Annotated in this window: 17 protein-coding genes, 1 tRNA gene and 1 pseudogene; 9 read left to right on the top strand and 10 right to left on the bottom strand. The window is 57.4% G+C overall.

Annotation, left to right across the window (positions count from 1 at the left end; all coding sequences use genetic code 11):
- Position 1: 1 nt before the first annotated feature.
- Genes citF through P346_RS10230 form a run of 6 tightly spaced genes read right to left on the bottom strand, consistent with a single transcriptional unit; the run spans position 2 to position 5,987 of the window.
- Positions 2–1,519 carry a citrate lyase subunit alpha gene (gene citF, locus P346_RS10205; protein WP_032660026.1) on the bottom strand — a complete coding sequence of 506 codons (1,518 nt, stop codon included), beginning with the start codon at positions 1,517–1,519 and terminating at the stop codon, positions 2–4.
- Positions 1,520–1,529: 10 nt separating this feature from the next.
- Entirely contained in the window at positions 1,530–2,405 is an 876-nt protein-coding gene (citE, locus tag P346_RS10210) for a citrate (pro-3S)-lyase subunit beta (RefSeq protein ID WP_032660024.1), read from the bottom strand.
- Positions 2,402–2,695, bottom strand: a complete 294-nt coding sequence (gene citD, locus P346_RS10215; protein ID WP_008499773.1) for a citrate lyase acyl carrier protein — start codon at positions 2,693–2,695, stop codon at positions 2,402–2,404. The genes citE and citD overlap by 4 nt, the downstream gene beginning before the upstream one ends.
- 16 nt (positions 2,696–2,711) lie before the next feature.
- Positions 2,712–3,734: a [citrate (pro-3S)-lyase] ligase gene (gene citC / locus P346_RS10220; RefSeq protein ID WP_032660022.1), complete on the bottom strand. Its 1,023-nt coding sequence runs from the start codon at positions 3,732–3,734 to the stop codon at positions 2,712–2,714.
- Between the two features lie 10 nt (positions 3,735–3,744).
- A complete protein-coding gene (locus P346_RS10225) occupies positions 3,745–4,608 on the bottom strand; it encodes a fumarylacetoacetate hydrolase family protein (RefSeq protein ID WP_032660021.1) in 864 nt (287 codons plus the stop codon).
- A 17-nt stretch (positions 4,609–4,625) separates the two neighbouring features.
- The gene (locus tag P346_RS10230; protein ID WP_032660020.1) at positions 4,626–5,987 is read right to left on the bottom strand and encodes a 2-hydroxycarboxylate transporter family protein; all 1,362 of its coding nucleotides are present in this window, start codon (positions 5,985–5,987) and stop codon (positions 4,626–4,628) included.
- Positions 5,988–6,332: 345 nt separating this feature from the next.
- Here P346_RS10230 and P346_RS10235 point away from each other — a divergent pair, with 345 nt between their 5' ends.
- Positions 6,333–7,958 carry an ATP-binding protein gene (locus tag P346_RS10235; protein WP_032660018.1) on the top strand — a complete coding sequence of 542 codons (1,626 nt, stop codon included), beginning with the start codon at positions 6,333–6,335 and terminating at the stop codon, positions 7,956–7,958.
- Positions 7,948–8,640 carry a response regulator gene (locus P346_RS10240; RefSeq protein WP_032660015.1) on the top strand — a complete coding sequence of 231 codons (693 nt, stop codon included), beginning with the start codon at positions 7,948–7,950 and terminating at the stop codon, positions 8,638–8,640. Before P346_RS10235 ends, P346_RS10240 begins: the two co-directional genes overlap by 11 nt.
- Before the next feature lie 88 nt (positions 8,641–8,728).
- Here P346_RS10240 and P346_RS10245 read toward each other — a convergent pair whose 3' ends face one another.
- A complete protein-coding gene (locus P346_RS10245; protein WP_032660013.1) occupies positions 8,729–10,864 on the bottom strand; it encodes an ornithine decarboxylase in 2,136 nt (711 codons plus the stop codon).
- Between the two features lie 181 nt (positions 10,865–11,045).
- Here P346_RS10245 and P346_RS10250 point away from each other — a divergent pair, with 181 nt between their 5' ends.
- The gene (locus P346_RS10250; RefSeq protein WP_032660011.1) at positions 11,046–11,762 is read left to right on the top strand and encodes a DUF554 domain-containing protein; all 717 of its coding nucleotides are present in this window, start codon (positions 11,046–11,048) and stop codon (positions 11,760–11,762) included.
- A 95-nt stretch (positions 11,763–11,857) separates the two neighbouring features.
- Positions 11,858–11,933: transfer RNA gene (locus P346_RS10255), tRNA-Phe, on the top strand.
- 140 nt (positions 11,934–12,073) lie between these two features.
- Here the strand turns inward: P346_RS10255 and P346_RS10260 are convergent.
- On the bottom strand, positions 12,074–12,496 hold the full coding sequence (locus tag P346_RS10260; RefSeq protein ID WP_238555285.1) for a hemolysin XhlA family protein: 423 nt from the start codon (positions 12,494–12,496) through the stop codon (positions 12,074–12,076).
- 319 nt (positions 12,497–12,815) lie between these two features.
- On the opposite strand from P346_RS10260, the pseudogene P346_RS23590 reads away from it, so the two are divergent.
- A pseudogene (locus P346_RS23590) lies at positions 12,816–13,071 on the top strand (Hcp family type VI secretion system effector); the annotation flags it as partial.
- Between the two features lie 265 nt (positions 13,072–13,336).
- Here P346_RS23590 and P346_RS10265 read toward each other — a convergent pair.
- Positions 13,337–13,864 (bottom strand): helix-turn-helix domain-containing protein, encoded by a 528-nt coding sequence (locus P346_RS10265; protein ID WP_045403948.1) that lies wholly within the window; start codon positions 13,862–13,864, stop codon positions 13,337–13,339.
- Between the two features lie 672 nt (positions 13,865–14,536).
- Between P346_RS10265 and pgaA the strand changes: the two genes are divergently transcribed.
- From pgaA to pgaD, 4 genes are read left to right on the top strand one after another with little or no spacing between them, the layout of a single operon-like run.
- A complete protein-coding gene (gene pgaA, locus P346_RS10270; protein ID WP_032660002.1) occupies positions 14,537–16,975 on the top strand; it encodes a poly-beta-1,6 N-acetyl-D-glucosamine export porin PgaA in 2,439 nt (812 codons plus the stop codon).
- Positions 16,976–16,983: 8 nt separating this feature from the next.
- A complete protein-coding gene (gene pgaB / locus P346_RS10275; RefSeq protein WP_032660000.1) occupies positions 16,984–18,921 on the top strand; it encodes a poly-beta-1,6-N-acetyl-D-glucosamine N-deacetylase PgaB in 1,938 nt (645 codons plus the stop codon).
- Positions 18,914–20,242, top strand: coding sequence for a poly-beta-1,6-N-acetyl-D-glucosamine synthase (gene pgaC / locus P346_RS10280; RefSeq protein WP_032659998.1), 1,329 nt, complete (start codon positions 18,914–18,916; stop codon positions 20,240–20,242). The genes pgaB and pgaC overlap by 8 nt, the downstream gene beginning before the upstream one ends.
- The gene (gene pgaD / locus P346_RS10285) at positions 20,242–20,676 is read left to right on the top strand and encodes a poly-beta-1,6-N-acetyl-D-glucosamine biosynthesis protein PgaD (RefSeq protein WP_032659996.1); all 435 of its coding nucleotides are present in this window, start codon (positions 20,242–20,244) and stop codon (positions 20,674–20,676) included. The genes pgaC and pgaD overlap by 1 nt, the downstream gene beginning before the upstream one ends.
- Positions 20,677–20,853: 177 nt before the next feature.
- Here the strand turns inward: pgaD and gss are convergent, their stop codons facing one another.
- Positions 20,854–22,719 (bottom strand): bifunctional glutathionylspermidine amidase/synthase, encoded by a 1,866-nt coding sequence (gss, locus tag P346_RS10290; RefSeq protein ID WP_032659992.1) that lies wholly within the window; start codon positions 22,717–22,719, stop codon positions 20,854–20,856.
- Positions 22,720–22,920 lie beyond the last annotated feature (201 nt).

The raw sequence follows: 22,920 nt of genomic DNA, 5'->3' as shown, positions 1-22,920 counted from the left end.
ACTACTCCTTCACCTGTCGTACGGTGTCGATCACGCTGCCGTCGCGGTAGCGGATCACTCCGACGATTTTGTCGGTAAATTCAATCGGTTTCGGTACGCCCGTCAGAGAAATCGCCCGCTCGTAAAGCGCGCTGATATCCACAACTTTGAGCCCGGCTTCCAGCAGCCGCTCGCGGATCTCCGGCCGCGCCGGATTGACCGCAATGCCGTGGTCGGTGACCAGCACGTCGATGCTTTCGCCCGGCGTGAGGCGCGTGGTAACCCGCTTCACGACCGTCGGAATACGGCTGCGCAGCAGCGGCGCGACCACAATGGTCAGGTTCGCCGCGGCGGCCACGTCGCAGTGACCGCCGGACGCGCCGCGCATCACCCCATCGGAGCCGGTAATAACGTTGACGTTGAAATCGACGTCGATTTCGAGGGCGCTGAGGATCACCACGTCGAGCTGGTCGCAGCTTGCCGCCTTGCTGCCGGGGTTGGCATAGACATTGGTGGAGATCTCCACGTGGTTCGGGTTGCGCGCCAGCGAAGCCGCCGCCTGGCCGTCAAAGCACTGGGTGTCGAGCAGCTTTTCGATCAGCCCCTTCTCGTGCAAATCCACCAGGCTGCCAGTGATGCCGCCGAGCGCAAAGCGCGCCTTCACGCCGCTGCGCTCCATTTTCTCTTCCATAAAACGGGTGCAGGCGGTCGCCGCCGCGCCGGAGCCGGTCTGCATCGAGAAGCCCGGTTTAAAGTAGCCGGAGTGTTCAATGACGTCCGCCGCATAGCGGGCGATCATCAGCTCGCGCGGGTTGCTGGTGACGCGCGCCGCGCCGACGCTGATTTTCGCCGGGTCGCCTACGCTTTCAACCTGCACGATGTAGTCCACCTGATCCTGCACCAGGCTGGCGGGCATGTTGGGGAACGGCACCAGGGCTTCGGTCAGCAGCACCACCTTGCGGGCGAAGTGCGCGTCCACCATCGCGTAGCCGAGCGATCCGCAGCACGATTTACCGTGCGTTCCGTTGGCATTGCCAAACTCATCGCTGCACGGCACGCCGAGAAACGCCACGTCGATATTCAGCTCGCCGTCCTGGAGCAGCTTCACGCGCCCGCCGTGGGAGTGAATTTGCACCGGCTCGTCCATCAGCCCGTGGGAGATGGCGTCCGCCAGCCTGCCGCGCATGCCTGAAGTGTAAATCCGGGTGATGACGCCGCTTTCGATATGCTCGATCAGCGCGTCGTTGCAGGTCATCAGCGAGCTGGAGGCCAGCGTCAGGTTTTTAAAACCCATCCGCGCCAGCAGCGCCACGACGGTGTTAATCACCCGGTCGCCTTCGCGAAACGCATGGTGGAAGGAGATGGTCATCCCGTCCTGCAGGCCGCTTCGCATCACCGCCTCTTCAACAGAGGCGCAGAGCTTGCGGCTGTGCTTCGCGTCGCTGTCCGCCAGCCACGGCGTGGCGCTGTGGGCGGTATCAAAGGGTTTTAAGTCCCGCAGATGGGGAAAATTCACGTGAAGAAGTTCTGTCTGATTCATCATCTCATCCTTACCGACGCACGCCGGAGGCAGCCGCACGCTCCAGCACCACCTGCGCGTGGTTAATAATCGGTGCATCCACCATTTTGCCGTTGAGCGACACCACGCCCAGGCCGTTACGCTCGCCCTCTTCTGCCGCTTCAATCACCCTTTTGGCGTGATCCACCTCTTCCTGTGTCGGAGCGTAGGCGTTGTGCAGCAGGTCAATCTGGCGCGGGTTAATCAGCGATTTGCCGTTGAAGCCCATCTTGCGGATCAGATCGACCTCGCGCAGGAACCCGGCCTCGTCGTTAACGTCTGACCACACCACGTCGAAGGCGTCGATGCCCGCCGCGCGGGCGGCGTGCAGCACGGCGCAGCGGGCGTAGAACAGCTCGGTGCCGTCGCCGCGCTCGGTCTGCATGTCCATCACGTAGTCAAAGGCGGCCAGCGCAATCCCGATGAGGCGCGGAGAGCTGCGGGCAATCGCCACGGCGTTGATGACGCCAATGGCTGATTCAATCGCCGCCATCACGCGGGTGGAGCCGACCTCGCGCCCGCACTCGCGTTCGATACGCTCAAGGTGGCCTTCCAGCTCGTAGATATCGTCCGGCGTGTCGGTTTTCGGCAGGCGGATCACGTCCACGCCGGCCCGCACGGCGGCCTCCAGATCCAGCAGGCCAAACGGCGTGCTGAGCGGATTGATGCGCACCACGGTTTCGATATCCTGATACATCGGGTGCTGCAGGGCGTGGAACACCAGCATGCGCGCGGTATCCTTCTCGCGCAGGGCAACGGCGTCCTCAAGGTCAAACATGATGGAGTCGGGACGGTAGATAAAGGCGGTTGAGAGCATGGCGGCGTTGGCGCCCGGCAGGAACAGCATGCTGCGGCGGAGTTTGCTCATTTCAGCGCCCCCCAGTTGATGGCCTGTTCATCGGCGGCACGCATCAGCGCGCTTTGCAGGCGGGCGCGGATAACACAGTCCAGCGCCCCTTTGTCTTCAATAATGATTAATCCCTGGTGCACGTTCATGGCGCGCAATGTGTCGTTGACCACCTGGCGAATCTGCTCGCCAAACTGCTTAATCACTTCACTGTGGATGACTATCTCCAGCTCGCCGTGAGCGGGAGCGATTTTCACCATCAGGTCGCTGGACTCCTGCGTTCCGGCCAGCGCCTCCCTTACAATTTTCATGATAAATTCCTGGTAGTTAAGCGACTTCCGCACTCGCACGGTAATGCGTTTCGAGATGCGCGAAGGTGGAGTCCGGGACAATCTCCCGGATCCGGGAAAACTGCTGTGTCTTCAGTAAGCGGCGCACTTCGGACGCTGAAATAGCGTTGCCGGTGGCCTTGATGCGCGGCATTTCCACCACCTCAATATGCGAGGCCAGCAGGTCGTGCAGCGTCTGGTTGTACTGGCGGGTGATATCGCAAAACGGCTCCGAGCCGATGAAGCGGTGCGTGATGCCGAGCGCCGGGGCGATGAAGTCCCGGAAGATCAGCACGTCAATCTCGCTCCACGCCTGCTGCACCTTGCCGGTCTCCTTCAGGAAGTAGGCCGGGAAGGTGGCGCGGGAGATGATGTACTGCGAGCCTTCATGCACCACCACGTTCGGCAGATGCGCCACGCCCGCGCGCACCATCTCAAGGCGCGCGCTGAACGGGAAGAACGAGGCGTCTTCACGCACCACGAACAGATGCAGGGCATCGCACCGCTGCGCCGCCTGCTCCACCAGATGGCGATGGCCGAGGGTGAACGGATTGGCGTTCATCACTATCGCGCCAATGTTCTCCCCGCACCTGCGCTTCGCGCGCAGGGAACGGCAGTAGCGTTCGATCCCCTGCGGGGTGTTCTCCATCAGCACCGCGTTGTTCCCGCTCTGGGCAATCGGCCAGAAGCCGCTGCGGGCAAAGCGCTCCCGGTTGCAAGGTCGGGTGCAGAGGAAGAGGTGAAAATGGCCGCACTCCAGCGCCGCATTTTCCACCTCTGCAAGCAGCCGCGCGCTGAGGTTCTCGCCGCGAAGCTGCTCGTTAACCGCCACGCATTTGATGACGTTGGCAGCAAGCCCTGCGCAACCCACCAGCTGCGAGCCGGACCAGGCTTCGACAAACAGCGTGATGTCGTTGTCCAGGCCAAGGCCGCTGTCGGCCAGCAGGTAACGGATCTGGCTTAAGCGTTCCGGGTGTTTCGCCACCAGCGTGTGGCGAAAATCGATGGGTTGACTGTTCATGCCGCCTTACTCAGTGTGCTGCCGCAAGCCCGACGGCTGGCGCTTCCACGATCACGTTGCTCAGATGACCGATATGCTCGATCTCCACCTCAATGCGATCCCCTTCCTTCATAAACAGCGGCGGATTGCGCTTTTTACCCACCCCGCCAGGCGAGCCGGTGATGATCACGTCGCCCGGGCTGAGGCGGGTAAAGGTGCTGATGTACTCGATCAGCTCCGCCACCTTGTGGATCATGCTGCTGGTGTTATCTTCCTGCACCATGCGGCCGTTCAGCCAGGTGCGGATTGCCAGCTGGTGCGGATCCGGGATCTCATCCGCCGTCGCCATCCACGGCCCAAACGCGCCGGTTTTGCGCCAGTTTTTACCGGCGGTGAACCAGGTGTGCTGCCAGTCGCGGGCGGAGCCGTCCATGTAGCAGCTGTAGCCCGCCACGTGGCGCAGGGCGTCATCGCGGCTGATGTTCTCCCCGCCTTTACCGATGATCACCGCCAGCTCGCCTTCGTAGTCGAATTCGCTGGAGTGGCGCGGCTTCAGCACCGGCTCGTTGTGGCCGGTCTGTGAATCCGGGAAGCGGACAAACAGCGTCGGGGCCGGGTTATGCTGGTCAAACTCCTTGCGCTTGTCGGCGTAGTTCATGCCCACGCAGAGGATCTTTTCCGGCTGTTCGATCACCGGTAAGAAGGTAATGGCGCTCAGCGGCACGTCCACGGCGTCGTTCAGGTAGCGGGTGGCCTGCGCCAGCCCGTTGCCCTGCAGCAGCGCTTTAAGGTCGCTGTAGCGGTCGCCGAGACGGCGGCCTAAATCAATCACGCCGTCGGCCTGGACGATGCCGTAGCTGCGTTTTCCCTGGTATAAAAAGCTTGCGAGTTTCATTGTTCTTTCCTGAAAACTTAAACGAGGAAGTTGCCCAGAATCAGCAGTGAGACAGAGACGTTAATCGCCCCGCCGATACGGGTAGCAATCTGGGCGAACGGCATCAGGCTCATGCGGTTGCCTGCGGTCAGGATCGCCACGTCGCCGGTACCGCCCTGGCCGCTCTGGCAGCAGGAGACGATGGCGACATCAATCGGGTGCATACCAATCTTTTTGCCGACGAAGAAGCCGGTGGCGACCAGTGCGGAAACGGTGCTGACAATCACCAGCAGGTTGCTGACGGTGAACGCCGCCACCAGCTCATGCCACGGGGTGATGGCCACGCCGACAGCGAAGAGGATTGGGTAGGTCACGGAGGTCTGGAAGAATTTGTACACCACCTGAGAGCCTTCCAGCAGGCGCGGAGAGGCGCCGTTGCAGAGCTTCACCAGGACCGCCATAAACAGCATCCCAACTGGTGCAGGCAGGCCAATCAGCTTGTGGCCGAGCATGCCCAGCATGTAGAGCAGCACCGCCAGCAGCGCGCCGGAGGCGATAGTGGTGACGTCCGCTTTGCCGGAAAACGCAGGCTGAGAGACGGTGGCATCGGCATTCGCGCGGTTAGGCATCAGCTGGCCTTCGCCGGTCAGGTGCGGGAAGCGTTTACCGAGCTGGTTCAGGCAGCCGGAGATGATGATTGCCGTCAGACCGCCGAGCATCACCATCGGCAGCACGCGGCCGAGCGCCACGCCCTGGTCCATGTGCAGCAGGGTGGCATAGCCGATGGAAAGCGGGACCCCCCCCCCCCCGCCGCCGCCCGCCATAATTGGCAGAATGATAAAGAAGAAGATCTGGAATGGCTCAAGGCCCAGCGCCAGGCCTACGCCCATCCCCACCAGCATGCCGACGATTTCACCGCACAGCATCGGGAAGAAGATGCGCAGGAAGCCCTGAATCAGCACCGTGCGGTTCATGCTCATGATGCTGCCGACGATAATGCAGCAGATGTAGAGATAGAGAATGTTGGTGGATTTGTAGAACTTGGTGGTGGACTCGACCACCACGTCCGGCAGCAGGCCATAGTAGACCAGCGCGGAAGGGATAAAGGTGGCGCAAATCGCCGCCGCGCCGAGCTTGCCGACAATCGGCAGGCGTTTGCCAAACTCGCCGCAGGCAAAGCCGAAGAAGGCCAGCGTTGCCACCATGACCACGATATCGCTCGGCAGTTTTCCGCCCAGGCAATCAATGGCAATCAGCGCGCCCGCCAGAACGAACAGCGGCAGAGGAATAATCCCAACTTTCCAGGTATCCATAATATGCCACCAGCGCTCTTTGAGCGAAGGCCGCTGAATTTCAATCGGGTCGTGGGTAACAGAGAAAGAATCGTCAGTTGTGCTCATAATAAGCCCCTTGGTTATTTTGTGCGTTCAGCTTAGAGTCACAAAGGCTTACTTTATGTGAGGGATGGCATATTAAAAGCGAAGTTTTAATGGCAGCTATGGTTTTAATGGTTTCTTTTATTTAATGTGATTTATACCTTATTTATTGCCGTGGTTTTTATGGTTTCTTTTCCGAATTGAACAAACAAATAACATTTGTTCGGGCAGCCCGAAGCACGTTAGCCTTCAGGATAACTCTTTTACAGCGCCCGCTGTGCAAGGGATCACAAGTTTTCGGCAAAGCGGGCGTCAGCGCGAAAAAAGATGATATATTGGCGATCTTTGCTGCTACCTCGCGTGATAGTTATGAAAGTCTCTTTCCAGATCAAGTTGTTTATTTCGCTGGTTGCCTTTTTCTCAGTGCTTTTCGCGCTGCTGGGCGGATATTATTATGCCGACGTCGGGAAACAGCTTTATCAGGAAATGAGTACGCGTGCCAAAATACAGGCTGAAGAGATTGCGCTTATTCCGACATTGCGTAATGAAGTTGAACAAAAGAATATCTCCGCCATCCATGATTTTATGCAGAAGATTTCTGCGCACAGTGACGCCAGCTTTATTGTGATTGGTGATAATAAAGGGCAGCATCTTTTTCACTCCGTCTTTGCCGACAGAGTGGGCACTACCCTGGTGGGCGGAGACAATGAAGCCGTATTGCAGGGTAAAAGCACCACCACCATCCGCAAAGGCGGGCTGGGCATTTCGCTGCGCAGTAAAGCCCCCATCTTTAACGCTGCCGGACAGGTGGTCGGCATCGTTTCGGTAGGCTATCTGACCAGCTATCTTGATACCATTACCGTCAGTAAGGTAGTCAATATCCTGATTGCCGCCGTGCTGCTGCTGATCGCTCTCTTTATCTTCTCCTGGTTCTTTACCCGCAGTATCAAAAAGCAGATCTTCTCCCTTGAGCCGCGCGAGATCGGCCTGCTGGTGCGCCAGCAGAAGGCGATGATGGAATCTATTTATGAAGGGGTGATTGCCATTGACGATCGGCGGCGGATTGAAGTCATCAACCAGGCGGCGCGCAAGCTGCTGGGTCTGAGCCAGCCGGCCCGCGAGCTGCGCGGACAGCTGATAAGCCAGGTGATCGATCCGGTCCCGTTCTTCGACACGCAGACGATGCTGGCGAAAGATACCCATGACGAGATTTGCCGTTTTAACGATCTCACGGTGATTGCCAGCCGGGTGCACATCATGCTTGATGGGTCGCTGCAGGGCTGGGTGATCACCTTCCGCGATCGCAACGAGATCGACTCGCTGAGCGCCCAGCTCAGCCAGGTAAAACGCTATGTCGATAACCTGCGCATCATGCGCCACGAGCAGTTAAACAGGATGACCACCCTCTCCGGCCTGCTGCACATGGGCCGCTACGAGGAAGCCATTGGCTACATTCAGGCGCAGTCGGAACATGCCCAGGAGCTACTGGACTTTATCTCTTCGCGCTTCAGTTCACCGACCCTGTGCGGCCTGCTGCTGGGGAAAGCCGCGCGTGCTCGGGAGAAAGGCGTCGAGCTTTGTTTCGACCCGGGCTGTCGGCTGGACAGACCCTTCCTGCCCCTTGGGGAGCAAGAGCTGATTTCAATTATTGGCAACCTGCTGGATAACGCCATCGAAGCGACACAGCGGTCGCCGCTTCCCCACGCGCCGGTAGAAGTGCTGATCAAACTCAGCGAACAGGAGCTGATTATTGAAGTCGCCGACCAGGGCGTTGGCATTACACCGGCGATCCGTGACCGGATCTTTGAACGCGGCATCACCACCAAAACGCGCGGCGATCATGGGATTGGCCTGTATCTGATCGAAAGCTACGTCACACAGGCTGGCGGCGCGATAGAAGTTGCCGATAATACCCCGCGCGGCGCCATTTTCTCCTTGTTTATCCCGGCCACGGGAACCGCCCGGCAACTGGAAGACACCGACTATGCAACATGAACTTATCGACGTACTGATTGTTGAAGACGAGAACGAACTGGCGCAACTGCATGCGGAGCTGATAGGCAAACACCCGCGTCTGAGGCTGGTAGGCATTGCCTCGTCGCTGGCTGCGGCCCAGGCAGAGCTTGAAAGCAAACAGCCGCAGCTGATGCTGCTGGATAACTACCTGCCGGACGGTAAAGGCATCTCGCTGATCAATAACCCCATGCTGGCCCGCGCCAACTGCTCGGTGATTTTTATTACTGCCGCCAGCGATATGGACACCTGCAGCCAGGCGATTCGCAACGGCGCGTTCGACTACATCCTCAAACCCGTCTCCTGGAAGCGGCTCAGCCAGTCGCTGGAGCGGTTCGTGCAGTTTGCAGAACAGCAGCGCGTCTGGAAAATTGTCGACCAGCAGAACGTGGATTCGCTCTATCAGCTCCAGGCGAAAAACTACCGCCTGGACAACGGCAGTAAAGGCATTGAGGAAAATACGCTTGCGCGGGTGCAGACGCTGTTCAACGACAAGGCAACGCACTGCTTTACCGTGGATGAGGTGGTGAGCGAAACGGGATTAAGCAAAACCACCACCCGGCGCTATCTGGAACACTGCGTAGAGGCGGGTTTTCTGACGGTGGAGATGCTGTACGGCAAGATTGGGCATCCGAGGAGGATGTACCGCCGCGCGGAAGCCTGACGCAGTATTGTAGGCCCGGTAAGCTTGCGCCACCGGGCAAATCGCCGGGTGGCGCTGACGCTTACCCGGCCTACGTTCGAGAGAGGGGCTACCTTAATACATACCCATACAGCCGCTTAATCCCGTCGGCATCCTTCTCGCTGTAAACTCCCTGCAGCTCCGGCGAGAAGCCCGGCAGCAGGTTGACGCCCTCCTCCAGCGCCAGGAAGTAACGCTGTACTGCCCCGCCCCAGACTTCACCCGGCACCACGCACAGCACGCCCGGCGGATAGGGCAGCGCCCCTTCGGCAGCAATGCGCCCTGCGGCATCCCGTATGCGAACCAGCTCCACCTCTCCGCGAATATAGGCCCGGTTTGCATCCTGCGGGTTCATTACCACCTCTGGCAGGCTCTCCTTGCGGAACATCGCTTTCTGCAGATCCTTGACGTCAAAGCTGACGTAGAGATCGTGCATCTCCTGGCACAGCTGGCGAAGGGTGTAATCCCGGTAGCGCACCGGGTATTTCTGGAAGATCGTCGGCAGCACGTCCGCCAGCGGCGTGTCGTCTTCAATATGCTGTTCAAACTGGCCCAGCATCGCCACCAGCTGCGCCAGCTTCTCGCTGCTTTCGGCAGGCGTCAGCAGGAACAGGATCGAATTGAGGTCGCATTTCTCCGGCACGATGCCGTTTTCGCGGAGGTAGTGTGCCAGAATCGTCGCCGGGATCCCGAAATCCGTGTACTCCCCGGTTTCGGCATCGATACCCGGCGTGGTCAGCAGGAGCTTGCACGGGTCGACAAAATACTGCTCGCGGGCATAGCCCTCAAACCCGTGCCATTTGGCCCCCGGCTCAAAGCTGAAGAAGCGCAGCTCGCTGGCGATAGCGTGCGTCGGATGGTCCTGCCACGGCCGCCCCGCCACCACCGGCGGGATAAACGGTTTGATCATATGACAGTTCGCAATGATCGCCTTGCGCGCCTCAATCCCCAGCTCGACGCACTCCGCCCAGAGCCTGCGTCCGCTTTCACCTTCATGGATCTTGGCATTCACATCCAGCGCCGCGAACAGCGGGTAAAACGGGCTGGTGGAGGCATGCAGCATAAAGGCGTTGTTCAGCCGCTTGTGCGGGCAGAAACGCGCCTGGCCGCGGATGTGGTTATCCTTTTTATGGATCTGCGACGTTTGCGAGAACCCGGCCTGCTGTTTATGCACCGACTGGGTCACGAAAATTCCCGGATCGTTCTCGTTCAGCTCCAGCAACAGCGGGGACGTTGCCGCCATCATCGGAATAAATTGCTCGTAGCCCACCCAGGCGGAGTCAAAGAGGATGTAGTCGCACAGATGGCCGATCTTGTCGATCACCTGACGGGCGTTGTAGATCGTCCCATCGTAGGTGCCGAGCTGAATGATCGCCAGGCGGAACGGACGCGCCTCGTCGGCTTTCTCCGGCGCCGTCTCGCGGATCAGCTCCCTAAGATATCCATCGTCAAAGCAGTGGTCGTCAATCCCGCCAATAAAGCCAAACGGGTTACGCGCGGCCTCAAGATAAACCGGCGTGGCGCCCGCCTGGATCAGCGCCCCGTGGTGGTTAGATTTATGGTTATTGCGGTCGAACAGCACCAGGTCGCCGCGGGTCAGCAGCGCGTTGGTCACTACCTTGTTGGCCGCTGACGTGCCGTTCAGCACGAAGTAGGTTTTGTCCGCGTTGAACACTTTCGCCGCGAACTTTTGCGCGTGCTTGGCGGACCCTTCGTGGATCAGCAGATCGCCCAGCTTCACGTCGGCGTTGCACATGTCGGCGCGAAACACGTTCTCACCGAAGAAATCATAGAACTGTCGCCCTGCCGGATGCTTTTTGAAAAAGGCCCCGTGCTGGTGGCCCGGACAGGCGAAAGTGCTGTTGCCCATCTCCACATACTGGCTCAGGGTGTCAAAAAAGGGCGGCAGCAGGTTCTCTTCGTAACGGCTGGCAGCGCTCTCCAGTTCCAGAAACTCCTGAGCTTTACCCGAGATGACCGCGGTGGCGCCGTCAGGTACGTCCGTTGGCTCCTGCGAGAAAATAAACACCGGTAGCTGGAAGCCCGTGCGTTTCAGCAGTGCAAGAATGCCGCTGCGACTTTCAGCTGTTGTGATGACGACGGCCGCCACATCGGTAAAATCAGTGCTGTCCAGCGTCACCTTTTCGCGGTGGGTAGACACGGTGGAGGCCAGCTCGCGGCTGACGGCAATTTTCATGGTTTTCATAGGCGCAGTTACCCTCACCGGGCGGTGAGACAGGGAGGAGAAAATTCGCGCAATAATGTCACCTTTTATTTTGAGGTGCAAGAAGGAATCAGTATGCACGAAATCAACCAAAGCTAAGGCCCGCGCAGCCCTGCCGTGCCATAATAATGCAATATCAATGATTAAATAACAGGAGTTAACTTTGGTTATCGGGCCATTTATTAACGCAGGCGCCGTATTGCTGGGCGGCGTACTCGGCGCCGTGCTGAGCCAGCGGCTGCCGGAGCGTATTCGCACCTCCATGCCCTCAATATTCGGCCTGGCATCGTTAGGGATCGGTATTCTTTTAGTCATCAAATGCGCCAACCTGCCGGTGATGGTGCTGGCCACCCTGCTCGGCGCGCTTATTGGCGAGTTCTGCTATCTGGAAAAAGGCATCAACAGCGCGGTGAGTAAAGCCAAAAACCTGATTGCCCGACCGGGCGGCAAGGCGAAACACGGCACGCACGAGTCGTTTATTCAAAACTATGTCGCCATCATCATTCTGTTTTGCGCCAGCGGCACCGGGATTTTCGGTTCGATGCAGGAGGGGATGACGGGCGACCCAAGCATATTGATTGCGAAAGCGTTCCTTGATTTCTTCACCGCCACCATTTTCGCCACTACCCTTGGCGTCGCCGTGGCGGTGATTTGCATCCCGATGCTGCTTATCCAGCTCGCACTCGCCACCTGCGCCACGTTGATTCTCCCGCTCACCACGCCGGCGATGATGGCAGACTTTACCGCCGTCGGCGGCCTGCTGCTGCTGGCTACCGGGCTGCGCATCTGTGGAATCAAGATGTTTGCCGTGGTGAACATGCTGCCCGCACTGCTGCTCGCCATGCCGCTCTCTGCGCTCTGGACGCACTTTTTTGCTTAAGGATACGGCGAAATGGTGAGAGATTGCGCAGTCTGTAACGAAAACAACATTTTTCGTTGACGCCACGGGGCAGATCGGGTTTAATGCGCCCCGTTGCCCGGATAGCTCAGTCGGTAGAGCAGGGGATTGAAAATCCCCGTGTCCTTGGTTCGATTCCGAGTCCGGGCACCACTATTTAGAAAACCCAGCCTATGGCTGGGTTTTTGCTATGTGGCTACGGCCGATTTCTGGGCGCTGATAAGCGTGGCTTTAATGCAGGCACGCTTACGCTAATAGCCCGGTAAGTTAATACAGGCGGTGGCTCTTTTTTATCACTTAATTTTGCCGGATAAATTGCTGACCTGATTTGAAAGGTTGTCGTTGTTCCGCTTCATGTCATCAAGGCTTTTTTGCAATCGCTCGATCTTACTCTCCTGCTCAGAATTCTTTCTCTCAAGCTGTAAAACCTTCTGAGTTAGCTCATCGACTTTGCGGTTGTCGGACTTCATCTTACTCAGGCTATTCTGCATCTCCTGTAGATCCGACGCTCTGAAATCAGAAGGCTCGATTTCATCTGCATCAGAAATTACCGGGATATATCCTAAATTACCGCTGCTGGGTTTGATACTAACCTGAACTTTATTTAGATCCGCAGAGTGCGCGTAACCTATTGAAGAAAAATAAAAAAAAGAAACAACACACAGACCAGACAGATATTTATTCATTTCTAACGTCCTTTTAAATTTTTCAATCACTTCCAGGAGTCTCCTTCTGGTATCACCCGCTCAGGATAAAACACATGGCTTAGCCTCTGGCAGTTCATAAACGGGGTTGAAGAGCAGAAGATACTATTCGTTTTTCATTATAATACGCGTTTCCTCTCCCCCAAAATCCAACCGCCACCCGCTCATTTTCTGCCACCTTATATCCGCCGGTATCGAGATAAGCGCGTTACCACGCACCTTATCAAAGGTATCTCCCATGCCCGTCAAAGAAATAATCCTGCTTAGCGCCTGCCTGTCAGGGAATCGACGTGCTGAACGGGCACGCGCAGGGAGTAGAAAGCGATGGGCGCGACTGTACTCGACTATGTTGGTCATTAAGGAATTCGATTGTTCCAAGCCCATACCTGTACAAAGCTGTTGCGACAGGTCAAAACCTGTCATCAGCTGAGATAAAGTGGTATCGGATAAATTACTCTGGCCTTGAAGAAGAGTATTTCAACATGTTGCCTGAAGACGTCAGGATAGTGTTGATTTCACCTGCGATGACTACAGGCGATAACCCTAACGAAAACCCTATGGAAACCGTCGAACTCAGGTATGAGAAATCACCTGGAAGGTCCATTCTTTCTTTGCCGGAGATTTACGGTCACTGTAATTCTCAGTGAGGTAATCTAACAATTCTTGCTCATCATGTAGCATCAGAAAAATTTCCAACCAGTCTCTTCAACCGTGTCCATTACAACGCCCTTTCTCTCGTTTTGAGCCAGAGTAAATCCATAGCTAAAACAAGGATGTCGTCACCGTCCAGTTTTCTTAAAACTCAGAATACCGCCCGCAAGTCAGTTCTATGCTTTTGGTTTCTCCCCCCTCCTAGGGATCGTTCCCACCTGCGTCCAGCAGTTTGTTTTTAAAGATAAACAAACACGCCTCGTTGAAGTTCTCCGCCCCCAGGCGTTCCGAGAGCGCCGTGCGTTTGCGATAGAGGCTTTTCACCGACGTATTCAGCTCATCGGCGATGGCTTCCATCGGCATCCCTGCCCTCAGCAGCCGCAGCATGATCGCTTCGTGCGTGCTAAGCCGTAAATTAAGCAGCCACTTCGTGGTCAGGCGCCTGCCCTTCATATTGAGCACCAGATTAAACAGTGAGGCCATATCCGGCGCGGTCAGCGACGTGTTCATAAATAACTTCATACTGAGCAGATTCTCCTCGCGGTGTCGCATATCGAGCATAACGCAGCAGATTGTTTTTTTCGTTCTGGCCGGATGGCGTATCAGGTAATCATATAAACGGAGCGGAGAACGACTATCAATCAATACAGAATATTCATCTGCACCGTTATCAAATATGTTTCTGTCAATCGAGTCGAGCAGAATAATATCCGGGAAAAATATCCGCATCCCTCTGACAAGGTAGCGATCCTGAGTCACTAAAACAATTGAAGTTGCCACTAACCATCCCTTTTAGATTAAAGCAAGCACGATCCCTCGCAAAGAAGGCCGCCTTCGTTTTATAGCGCTGTTATATTAACGATAAATGTATTCTGGCTTTGGACATCCCTCAATACAGACATTGATGAGTAAGACTTCCTGTAGACTATCATTCAATGGCTGCCATTAATTATAAATAAAAAACAATCGCAGAAAAGTCACTTCTCTAAACATTAAGAGTTTTTGTCATGAAACTTCCCAAACATGCACCAGAAAGTACTTTAATTGAGGCAGGCAAACCCCATTAAAAATATATAAAAAGCTGTCGACATAAAAACAAAACACATTAATTTCAATAAGTTAAAAATAAACACCTAATTCAATAAAAACGTCACAAAGCGCTCAACCCAGAATTATCTCAAAACGACACAGCGGCTTTTCAACATATTTATCCGGCAACATATCAGGTGTACATTAGCTTTCACCCAGTCCACTGAGATAAGGATCCATAATTACCTTTAGGTAAGTACCCCGTAACATCACTGCATTAAGATTTAATGTTCTCATTTATGGCCTTTAACGCTGAGTTTAAAGGCGGCCGTGTTATGCAATGGATTCATGATAAACAAATGGCAAATAGATATGGAAAGATCGCTTCGCTTCAATACGTTATTCTTTTATCGCGCCCCAACATTATTGTTTCTGTTATTCCTCTTTCCTGTTCTGGCTCAGGCGACTGAATCCGTTTATGAGCAACAGATTCAACAGGCGCGTAACGGTAATTACACGCCGTTTCTCGATTATCTTCATCGTTATCAGCAGCAGCATGCCCTGACGCCAGAAAACGTTGCGGACTGGTTACAGGTTGCGTCCTGGGCAGGTCATGATGACGAGGTTATTCAGGTCTGGCAGCGTTACGGCATTTATATGCCGCTGCCCGCCCGCGGCGTTGCTGCCGTCGCACAGTCCTGGCGGAATAAAAAAGCGTGGCAGCCGGCCCTGGCGCGCTGGAAAGAGGCGAGTAGCCTTGCGCCGGATAACGATGATTATCGTATCGGCTATATCAAAACCCTGGCCGATGCCCGCATGGACACGCTTGCCCTGCAGGAAGCCCGACGGCTGGTAGCGGAAAATCCCTCTCAGGCACATCTCCAGACGCTCTCGTATGTCTGGTTACGTCAGGGAAAAAGCTGGGATCGGCTTCTGGCAGACACCCGCGCGCTGAATATCGCACCGGAGAATAAAGCGCTCCTCAGCGAGCTGATCGACGCGCTAACGGATAGCCGGGTGAACACCCCCGCGCTCCAGCTTTCACAAAGCGTGACGCTGTCTCCCGCGGAGCGTCGTCGTCTTGAGCGTAATGCCGCCGCCGAACGGGTTCGCCTTGCCGATGTGCCTGGCAGAACGGAAAAGGAGCGCCTGCAGCTTGCGCAATCTGCGCTGAATCGTTACGACGCTCTGCTTGCTCGCTGGCAAAAAGATCCGCAGGCGGCGGAAGACGTCGTCCTTGCGCGTATCGACAGGCTTGGCGCGCTGTACGCCCATGCTGATTACCCACAGGTGATTAGCGAATATCAGGATCTTACGGCAGCCCAGCATCCGGTGCCGGGCTGGGCAATCGGCTGGGTCATCTCCGCGTATCTGCAGGAGAAAAACGCGGCCGCCGCCTTCGCGCTTCTGCACCGCTATCCGCAATACGCTTCCGACCCGCAGGACGAAGAGCATGCGCTTTTCTACGCCTGGCTGGATACGGGAGATTATCAATCCGCCCGCCGATATGCTGAGCGCCAGACCCACAACGTCCCGTGGACCCGCTACGATTTCGGCTCCCCTACCCCTCAGCCGAACGATCGGTGGCTTACCGGACAATCGCTCCGCTTTAACTATTTGCTGGCGACGAACGCCCTGCCGGAAGCCGAAACGCTGGCGCACCGTCTGGCGACAACGGCGCCGGGCAATCAGGGGTTACAGATTGACTACGCCACCCTGCTTCAGGCTCGGGGCCTGCCGCGCGCGGCCGAGCAAAAGCTGAAAACGGCGGAGGCGCTGGAGCCGTCCAATACAGAGCTGGAGCAGCAGCAGGCCTACGTCGCGATGGATCTTCAGGAGTGGCGACAGATGGATTTACTGGCCGACGACGTGCTGGCTCGCGCGCCCGCCGATCGCAGCGCCAGGCGTCTCGACAGGCTCAGAACGGTCCACCACATGTCCGAACTGCGCCTCAACGCGAGCAAGGGTTTGCACTCCGATAGCCCCGTCAGCGGGACGCACGACCTGAGCTGGGACGCCACACTCTATGGCCCACCCGTAGCGGACAGCTGGCGGCTGTTTGCAGGCACCCGCTATGCGCAGAGTAATTTCGATGAGGGCAAAGGCACCAGCCGTCACCTTTTGGGCGGCGTCGAGTGGCGACCGCGCGACCTCCAGCTCGAAGCCGAGCTTTCCAGCAACCGCTATCACGGTGAAAACAAGCCGGGCGCTCGCCTCGCAACAACGTATTTTGTGACCGATAGCTGGCAGGTCAGCGGCAGCCTGGAACGCCTGTCGCGCACCACGCCCCTTCGGGCGTTACGCAACGGAATTAGCGCCAACCGGGGTGAAGGTGGGGTGCGCTGGTATCAAAACGAGCGGCGCGAGTATCAGTTCAGCGCCGCCCTCAGCCGCTTCTCCGACCATAACCGTCGCCAGGAATACACCCTCACGGGCAAGGAGCGTCTCTGGCAGACACCGTCCCTGACGCTGGATCTCGAGCCGGGGATCGCCGCCAGCAAAAACAGCCTGCGGGACACGCTCTACTACAACCCGGCGCGGGATCTGTCCGTGACGGCGGCCCTGGCCGTTGACCATGAGATGTACCGCCATTACGACACCCTCTGGAGCCAGCAGTTTGTGGCGGGAGGGGGCAGCTACTGGCAGAAAAATCAGTCCGCTGGCGCCATCGCCCTGCTGGGTTACGGACAGCGCGTCCAGTGGAACAACGTCATTGATACCGGCGTGATGCTGAACTGGGATAAACGCCCTTACGACGGCAAACGCGAGAGCAACCTCTCCGTCACGTTTGACGCGACTTTACGCTTTTAAGGATGAATATGCTGAACACACGTTTTTCCGTGAGCCTGATACTCCTCGGCTGGCTCTGCCTCAGCGCGAGCGTCTGCGCGAAGGCGATCTCGTTCATTGCGCCCAAAGATCGGCCGCAGCTGGAGGCGAGTAAACCCTGGCCGGAGAACCAGTTTCTGGTCCTGGCCTACCACGACGTCGAAGACGATGCAGCCGATCAGCGCTACCTCTCCGTTCGCACCAGCGCGTTAAACGAGCAGATAAGCTGGCTTCTGCACAACGGCTATCACGCCATCAGCGTGCAGGACATTCTTGACGCGCATGACGGGAAAAAAACGCTGCCGCCAAAAGCCGTTCTGCTCAGCTTTGACGACGGCTACAGCAGCTTTTACACCCGCGTCTGGCCGCTGCTTCAGGCATGGAACGTTCCTGCACTGTGGGCGCCGGTGGGCAGCTGGGTGGATACGCCGGCAAATCAAAAAGTTAACTTCGGCGGCCTGATGACACCCCGCGAGCGCTTCGCGACGTGGGACATGGTGCGCGAGCTCAGCCACTCCCCGCTGATTGAGATCGGATCGCATACCTGGGCCTCGCATTACGGCATTCCGGCCAACCCGCAGGGCAGCCGGGAACCGGCCATCGCCAACCGCTTTTATGACAAAACCACGGGCCGCTATGAAACCGATCGGCAGTTCAGCCAGCGGATCGGGGATGACGTTCGCAAAGTGACTGAAAAAATAACGCAGGTGACGGGCAAAGCGCCGCGCGCCTGGGTCTGGCCCTACGGCGCCGCCAGCGGTACCTCACTCGCTATCGCCAGACAGCAGGGTTACCGGCTGGCCTTCACCCTTGAGGACGGGCTGGGAAATGTGCAGGATCTGGGCAATATCCCCCGCCTGCTGATCGCCGGAAATCCCTCGCTCAAGGCGTTTGCCAGTACGGTCAGCCAGGTTCAGGAGCGCGATCCCGTGCGCGTCATGCACGTCGATCTCGACTACGTTTACGATCCCGATCCGGCCCAGCAGACCCAAAACATCAACAGGCTGATCCAGCGTGTCTATGACATGAAAATCAGCCATGTTTTCCTGCAGGCGTTTGCCGACCCGCAGGGTGACGGCAGGATCAAGGCGCTCTATTTCCCCAACCGTCGGCTGCCGGTCCGGGCCGATCTCTTTAATTTTGTTGCCTGGCAGCTGCAAACCCGCGCGGGGGTAAAAGTCTTCGCGTGGATGCCGGTGCTCTCGTTCGATCTCGATCCTTCCCTGCCGCGCGTGCAGCGTCGGGAGCGTCAAACCGGCCAGCTGCAAGAAGCCACCGAGCCTTACATCCGGCTTTCCCCGTGGGACCCGCAGGTGCGCCAGCAGGTGACGGACATCTATGAAGATCTGGCCCGCTATGCCAGCTTCAACGGGATTTTATTCCATGACGATGCGGCGCTGACGAACGTGGACGATGCCGGTCAGAACACCACGCGTCAGAAAAGCCAGACGCTTATCGGGTTTACCCACGCCCTGAGCCTGGCGGTGAAGCATATCCGTGGCCCGCAGATAAAAACCGCGCGCAACATGTTCGCCTTACCCATTCTGCAGCCGGAAAGCGAGGCGTGGTTCGCACAGAATCTTGATGATTTTCTGGCGGAGTATGACTGGACGGTGCCGATGGCCATGCCGCTGATGGAGTCCGTTCCGGCAGACGAGAGCGATGCCTGGCTGACGCGTCTGGTTAACGCGGTCGCCGCACGCCCCGGCGCGCTTGATAAAACCATTTTCGAGCTGCAGGCCAGGGACTGGGACCAGAAACCGCAGCGCGCCGTGCCCGACAGCCAGCTTGCGCAATGGATGCGCGTGCTCCAGCTGAACGGCGTCAAAAACTACGGTTACTACCCCGACGACTTCCTTAACAATCAACCTGATATCTCACGCATCAGGCCTGAATTTTCTTCGTACTGGTATCCTGACAATGACTGATCGCATTATCGCCTTCTCTATTTTATGTCTGGTATTCGGGTTGCCGTTAGGCGTGGCCGCCCTCTTTACCGGCGAACTGATTCTGGATTTTGTGTTCTTCTGGCCGCTGTTCATGTCGGTGCTCTGGATAACCGGCGGCCTCTATTTCTGGTATCAGCTTGAACGCCACTGGTCGTGGGATAAAGACACGCCCGCCCCGACGCTCGCCGGTGAGCCGCTCATCTCCATTCTTATCCCCTGCTTCAACGAGGGACGAAATGCCCGGGAGACCATCAGCGCCGCGCTGGATCAGCGGTATGAAAATATAGAAGTTATCGCCATCAACGACGGATCTTCTGACAACACCGCGGAGGTATTGCAGGCGCTGGCGCAGGAACAGCCGCGCCTGCGGGTGATTAACCTCGCGGAGAACCAGGGGAAAGCGCTGGCGCTCAAAGCCGGGGCGGCTGCGGCCCGGGGCGATCTGCTGGTCTGCATTGACGGCGACGCCCTGCTCGATCGCGACACTGCCGCTTATCTGGTGGCCCCGCTGATTCAGTACCCCCACGTTGGGGCGGTCACCGGGAACCCGCGCATTCGCACGCGCTCCACGCTGATTGGCCGCATTCAGGTGGGCGAGTTCTCCTCCATCATTGGGCTCATCAAGCGGACGCAGCGGATCTATGGCCGGGTCTTTACCGTCTCCGGCGTCATCGCCGCCTTTCGCCGACAGGCGCTGGCGGACGTCGGGTACTGGAGTCCGGACATGATCACCGAAGACATCGACATCAGCTGGAAGCTCCAGCTGCGCCACTGGGATATCTTTTTTGAGCCGCGGGCGCTGTGCTGGATCCTGATGCCGGAGACGCTGAGGGGCCTGTGGAAACAGCGTCTGCGGTGGGCCCAGGGAGGCGCGGAGGTGTTTCTGGTCAACCTGCGCAGGATTGTGCGCTGGGAGCATCACCGCATGTGGCCGCTGTTTCTGGAGTACGCGCTGTCAACGCTGTGGGCCTTCGCGTATGCGATGACGGTGCTGCTGTTCCTCCTCAGCCATGTCGCGCCTGTTCCCGCCAGGCTGACCGTGGAGAGCCTTTTTCCACCGGAGTTTACCGGGCTGCTGCTAGGCGTGATGTGCCTGCTGCAGTTCCTGGTCAGCTTGTACATCGAGCGGCGCTATGAACGAAAAGTGGCCAGCTCGCTTTTCTGGGTGATCTGGTTCCCGATGGTGTACTGGATGATTGGCCTCTTCACCACCCTCGTCGCATTTCCAAAAGTCATGCTTAAACGCCAGCGCGCCCGCGCGCGCTGGATCAGTCCGGACCGGGGAAAAGGGAGCATTTAATGAACGAAAATACCTTAATTTTGACCGAGCATCGGCTCTTGCCGCGTCTTTTCGATGCCGCGTTGACGCTGGTGGCGTGGGGAGGATTTCTGTTTTTCCTGTATGCCCGGCTCTGGATGCAGCTAACCGATGAGAGCGACCACCGCTGGGGCGTGATTATTGCGTCCTTTAATACGGTGTTGATCTATTTGCTGTTCGCCGCGCTCAACGGCTGGCTGCTGATTTTGTGGTATCAGTACAACCGCCGCCGCGCCCACGTGAGACGGCGTCAGCCGGGTTATTTTCACCAGGAGGAGCTGGCCCGCAGCTTTAATGTTTCACCGCAGATCATCTCCGAGATGAGCCAGTACAACCTGCTGACGGTGTATCATGACCAGATTGGCCGCATCATCGATCTGAAGATCAACGAGCAGCAGGAAGAGGAAGAGCAGTAACAAAAAGCCCCCGCAGGAGACCCTGCGGGCTGAGGGAACCACAGTATTTTGTAGCAAGGAACATAACGTGACCTGAGCCGTATGTTCCCCCTCACCCCAGCCCTCTCCCTCAAGGGAGAGGGGGCCGTCAGTGCAGGCATTATTTTGTAGGCAACCCTCAGCCCTGCGGGGGGATTTTTATAGCGAGTCCTTCACCACAATCAGCGGCTCGATATCGCTCTCTTTCTTCACCACCAGCGAGTCATCGCCGCGCAGACAGGTTCCGCCGTAGTTCCCGCCCACGGTGAAGGTGCAGACCTGTATGTACTTGCCGTCGACCTTCGGCAGGCACCACAGCTGCTGGTAGATATTCTTGCGGTCGACAAACTTGCCGCTGGATTTATCCAGCAGTTCGTCCTGAGCGCTGATGAGATCGATATTGCTGCCGCAGCGGCCGGCAATCGGCTTGACCGCATAGCCGGTCTGCTTCAGCAGATCGTTAACCTCAAAATCGGTGTCGAGCAGGTAACGGTGATTCGGGAACAACTGCCACAGTACCGGGAGAATCGCCTTGTTGCCGGGAATAACGGTCCACAGCGGTTCGAAGACCAGCACCTCCGGGCGCAGCAGGACGTCAATCAGGCGCACCTCGCCCTCGGGATGTCCGGTGCGGATCGGCACGGCGGCGTATTCGGTTTCGCTGACCTCGCGGATCTGCTCTATCGCCGTTTCCCACGCCCAGGTTTTCCACACGCAGTTGACGTGGCGACCTTCGTCGTCAATCAGCTGCCCGGCGGTATCCCAGCTGAGCGCCTCCAGACCGTGCAGGATTTTGGTTTCGAACCCGGCCTGCATCAGCGAACGCTGAATAAAGAGCGCGTGATAGTCCTCTTCGACATCGTTGTCCTGCATGATGTGGACGAACGGCCGCGCGTGGCTGTGCTTCCAGGCGCCGGTCAGCTCTTCCAGCAGCCCTTCCGCCGGGTTATGCCCGTTTCCGCGATAGCCGTTTTTCACCCACTCTTCGAGAATCAGCCCACCCTCGGTATGACAGGAGGCGGAGTCGGCGTTGTACTCGTAGACCTTAATGCCGCGCTCATCCATGCAGAAATCCATACGACCGGTGATCATATGGTGGCGACGCCACTGCCAGGAGAGCCGCAGGCGCGGCCAGAGGATTTTCGGGATGTCGAAAAGCGCCAGCAGGCTGTCGTCTTTCAGCACCTTGTCCGTCGCGTGCAGGTACATCAGGTGCAGTTCGTTGGTGGCCTTTATCAGCTCCTGCTCGGCGCTTTCGGTAATGGTGAAGAACTGGCAGGGATCTTTGTTGATCACATGGCCGTTGGCGCGGATATACGCCTGCTGCAGCGCGTCATTTTCGTTAAGCCATTTTCCGTCGAACTGACGTTTGTTTTTCAGCCGCGCGCCGCTGATTTTCAGCAGTTCGCCGTCGATTTCCGGCTGGGGAATGCTGTGTGCCGTGTCGTCGGTCTGGATCATCCAGCCGAGAATTTCCGTGTCGTTGAAGGTGTCATGGATCGTATAACACCCGTTCTCCACGCTCAGACGCAACTCGCGCGTCCACTGCTGCCCGAGCGGCAGCGGGGAGTGAATCACGTTCTGCTCCGCAATACGTACCTTATCGTCCAGAAGCTGGGTGATCACCGCCACGTGGCCGGTCTCGTGAAACTCGCCGCCCTTTTGCCAGATCAGCAGCGCCCCGGCGCGCGGCGCGCGTTTTGAGCCGTTGGCAAAAGCCTGAAGGGGCAGAATGTTATCGTTCACTACCTGGCGCAAAAAGCGCAGGGAGAAGATTTCCCACGCCATGCCGACGTCGGTAAACACAAAGCCATAGTTGAGGAACAGGAAACGGCGGGCAAACTCAACGCACTGCCACTTGTGGCCCATGTATTCGTTGCCGATATAGCTGCGGAAATCCGCGTCTTGCGGGTAGCTGCGCGGGTCCAGACTGCCGTAATTTGAAGAGTAAATCGCCACGCCACCGGGCGCATAGCCTAACAATGTCCCAAATGGCGCATCACTGCTTAACTTTCCTTTACGCATGTATCCAACCTAAAACAGGCAGGCGGCAATTTTTTATGGGTTGTCGTCGTCTGCACGTTGTAATTAACCTGACAGAGGTGGATTTATCATACACCTGCGTGGACAATTATTCGTCGCAACAATGACTAAAATTCACAACATCGGTGGGCGAAGCGGGTGTTGGGATAGCGTTGTGCCGCCGGTCATGCCGGGTGGCGGCTG

Source organism: Enterobacter sp. DC1, assembly GCF_000568075.1.
In the GTDB taxonomy this organism is placed as follows: Bacteria; Pseudomonadota; Gammaproteobacteria; order Enterobacterales; family Enterobacteriaceae; genus Enterobacter; species Enterobacter asburiae.
The sequence above is the reverse complement of the archived record's forward strand: the minus strand, read 5'-3'. Positions and strand labels throughout refer to the sequence as shown.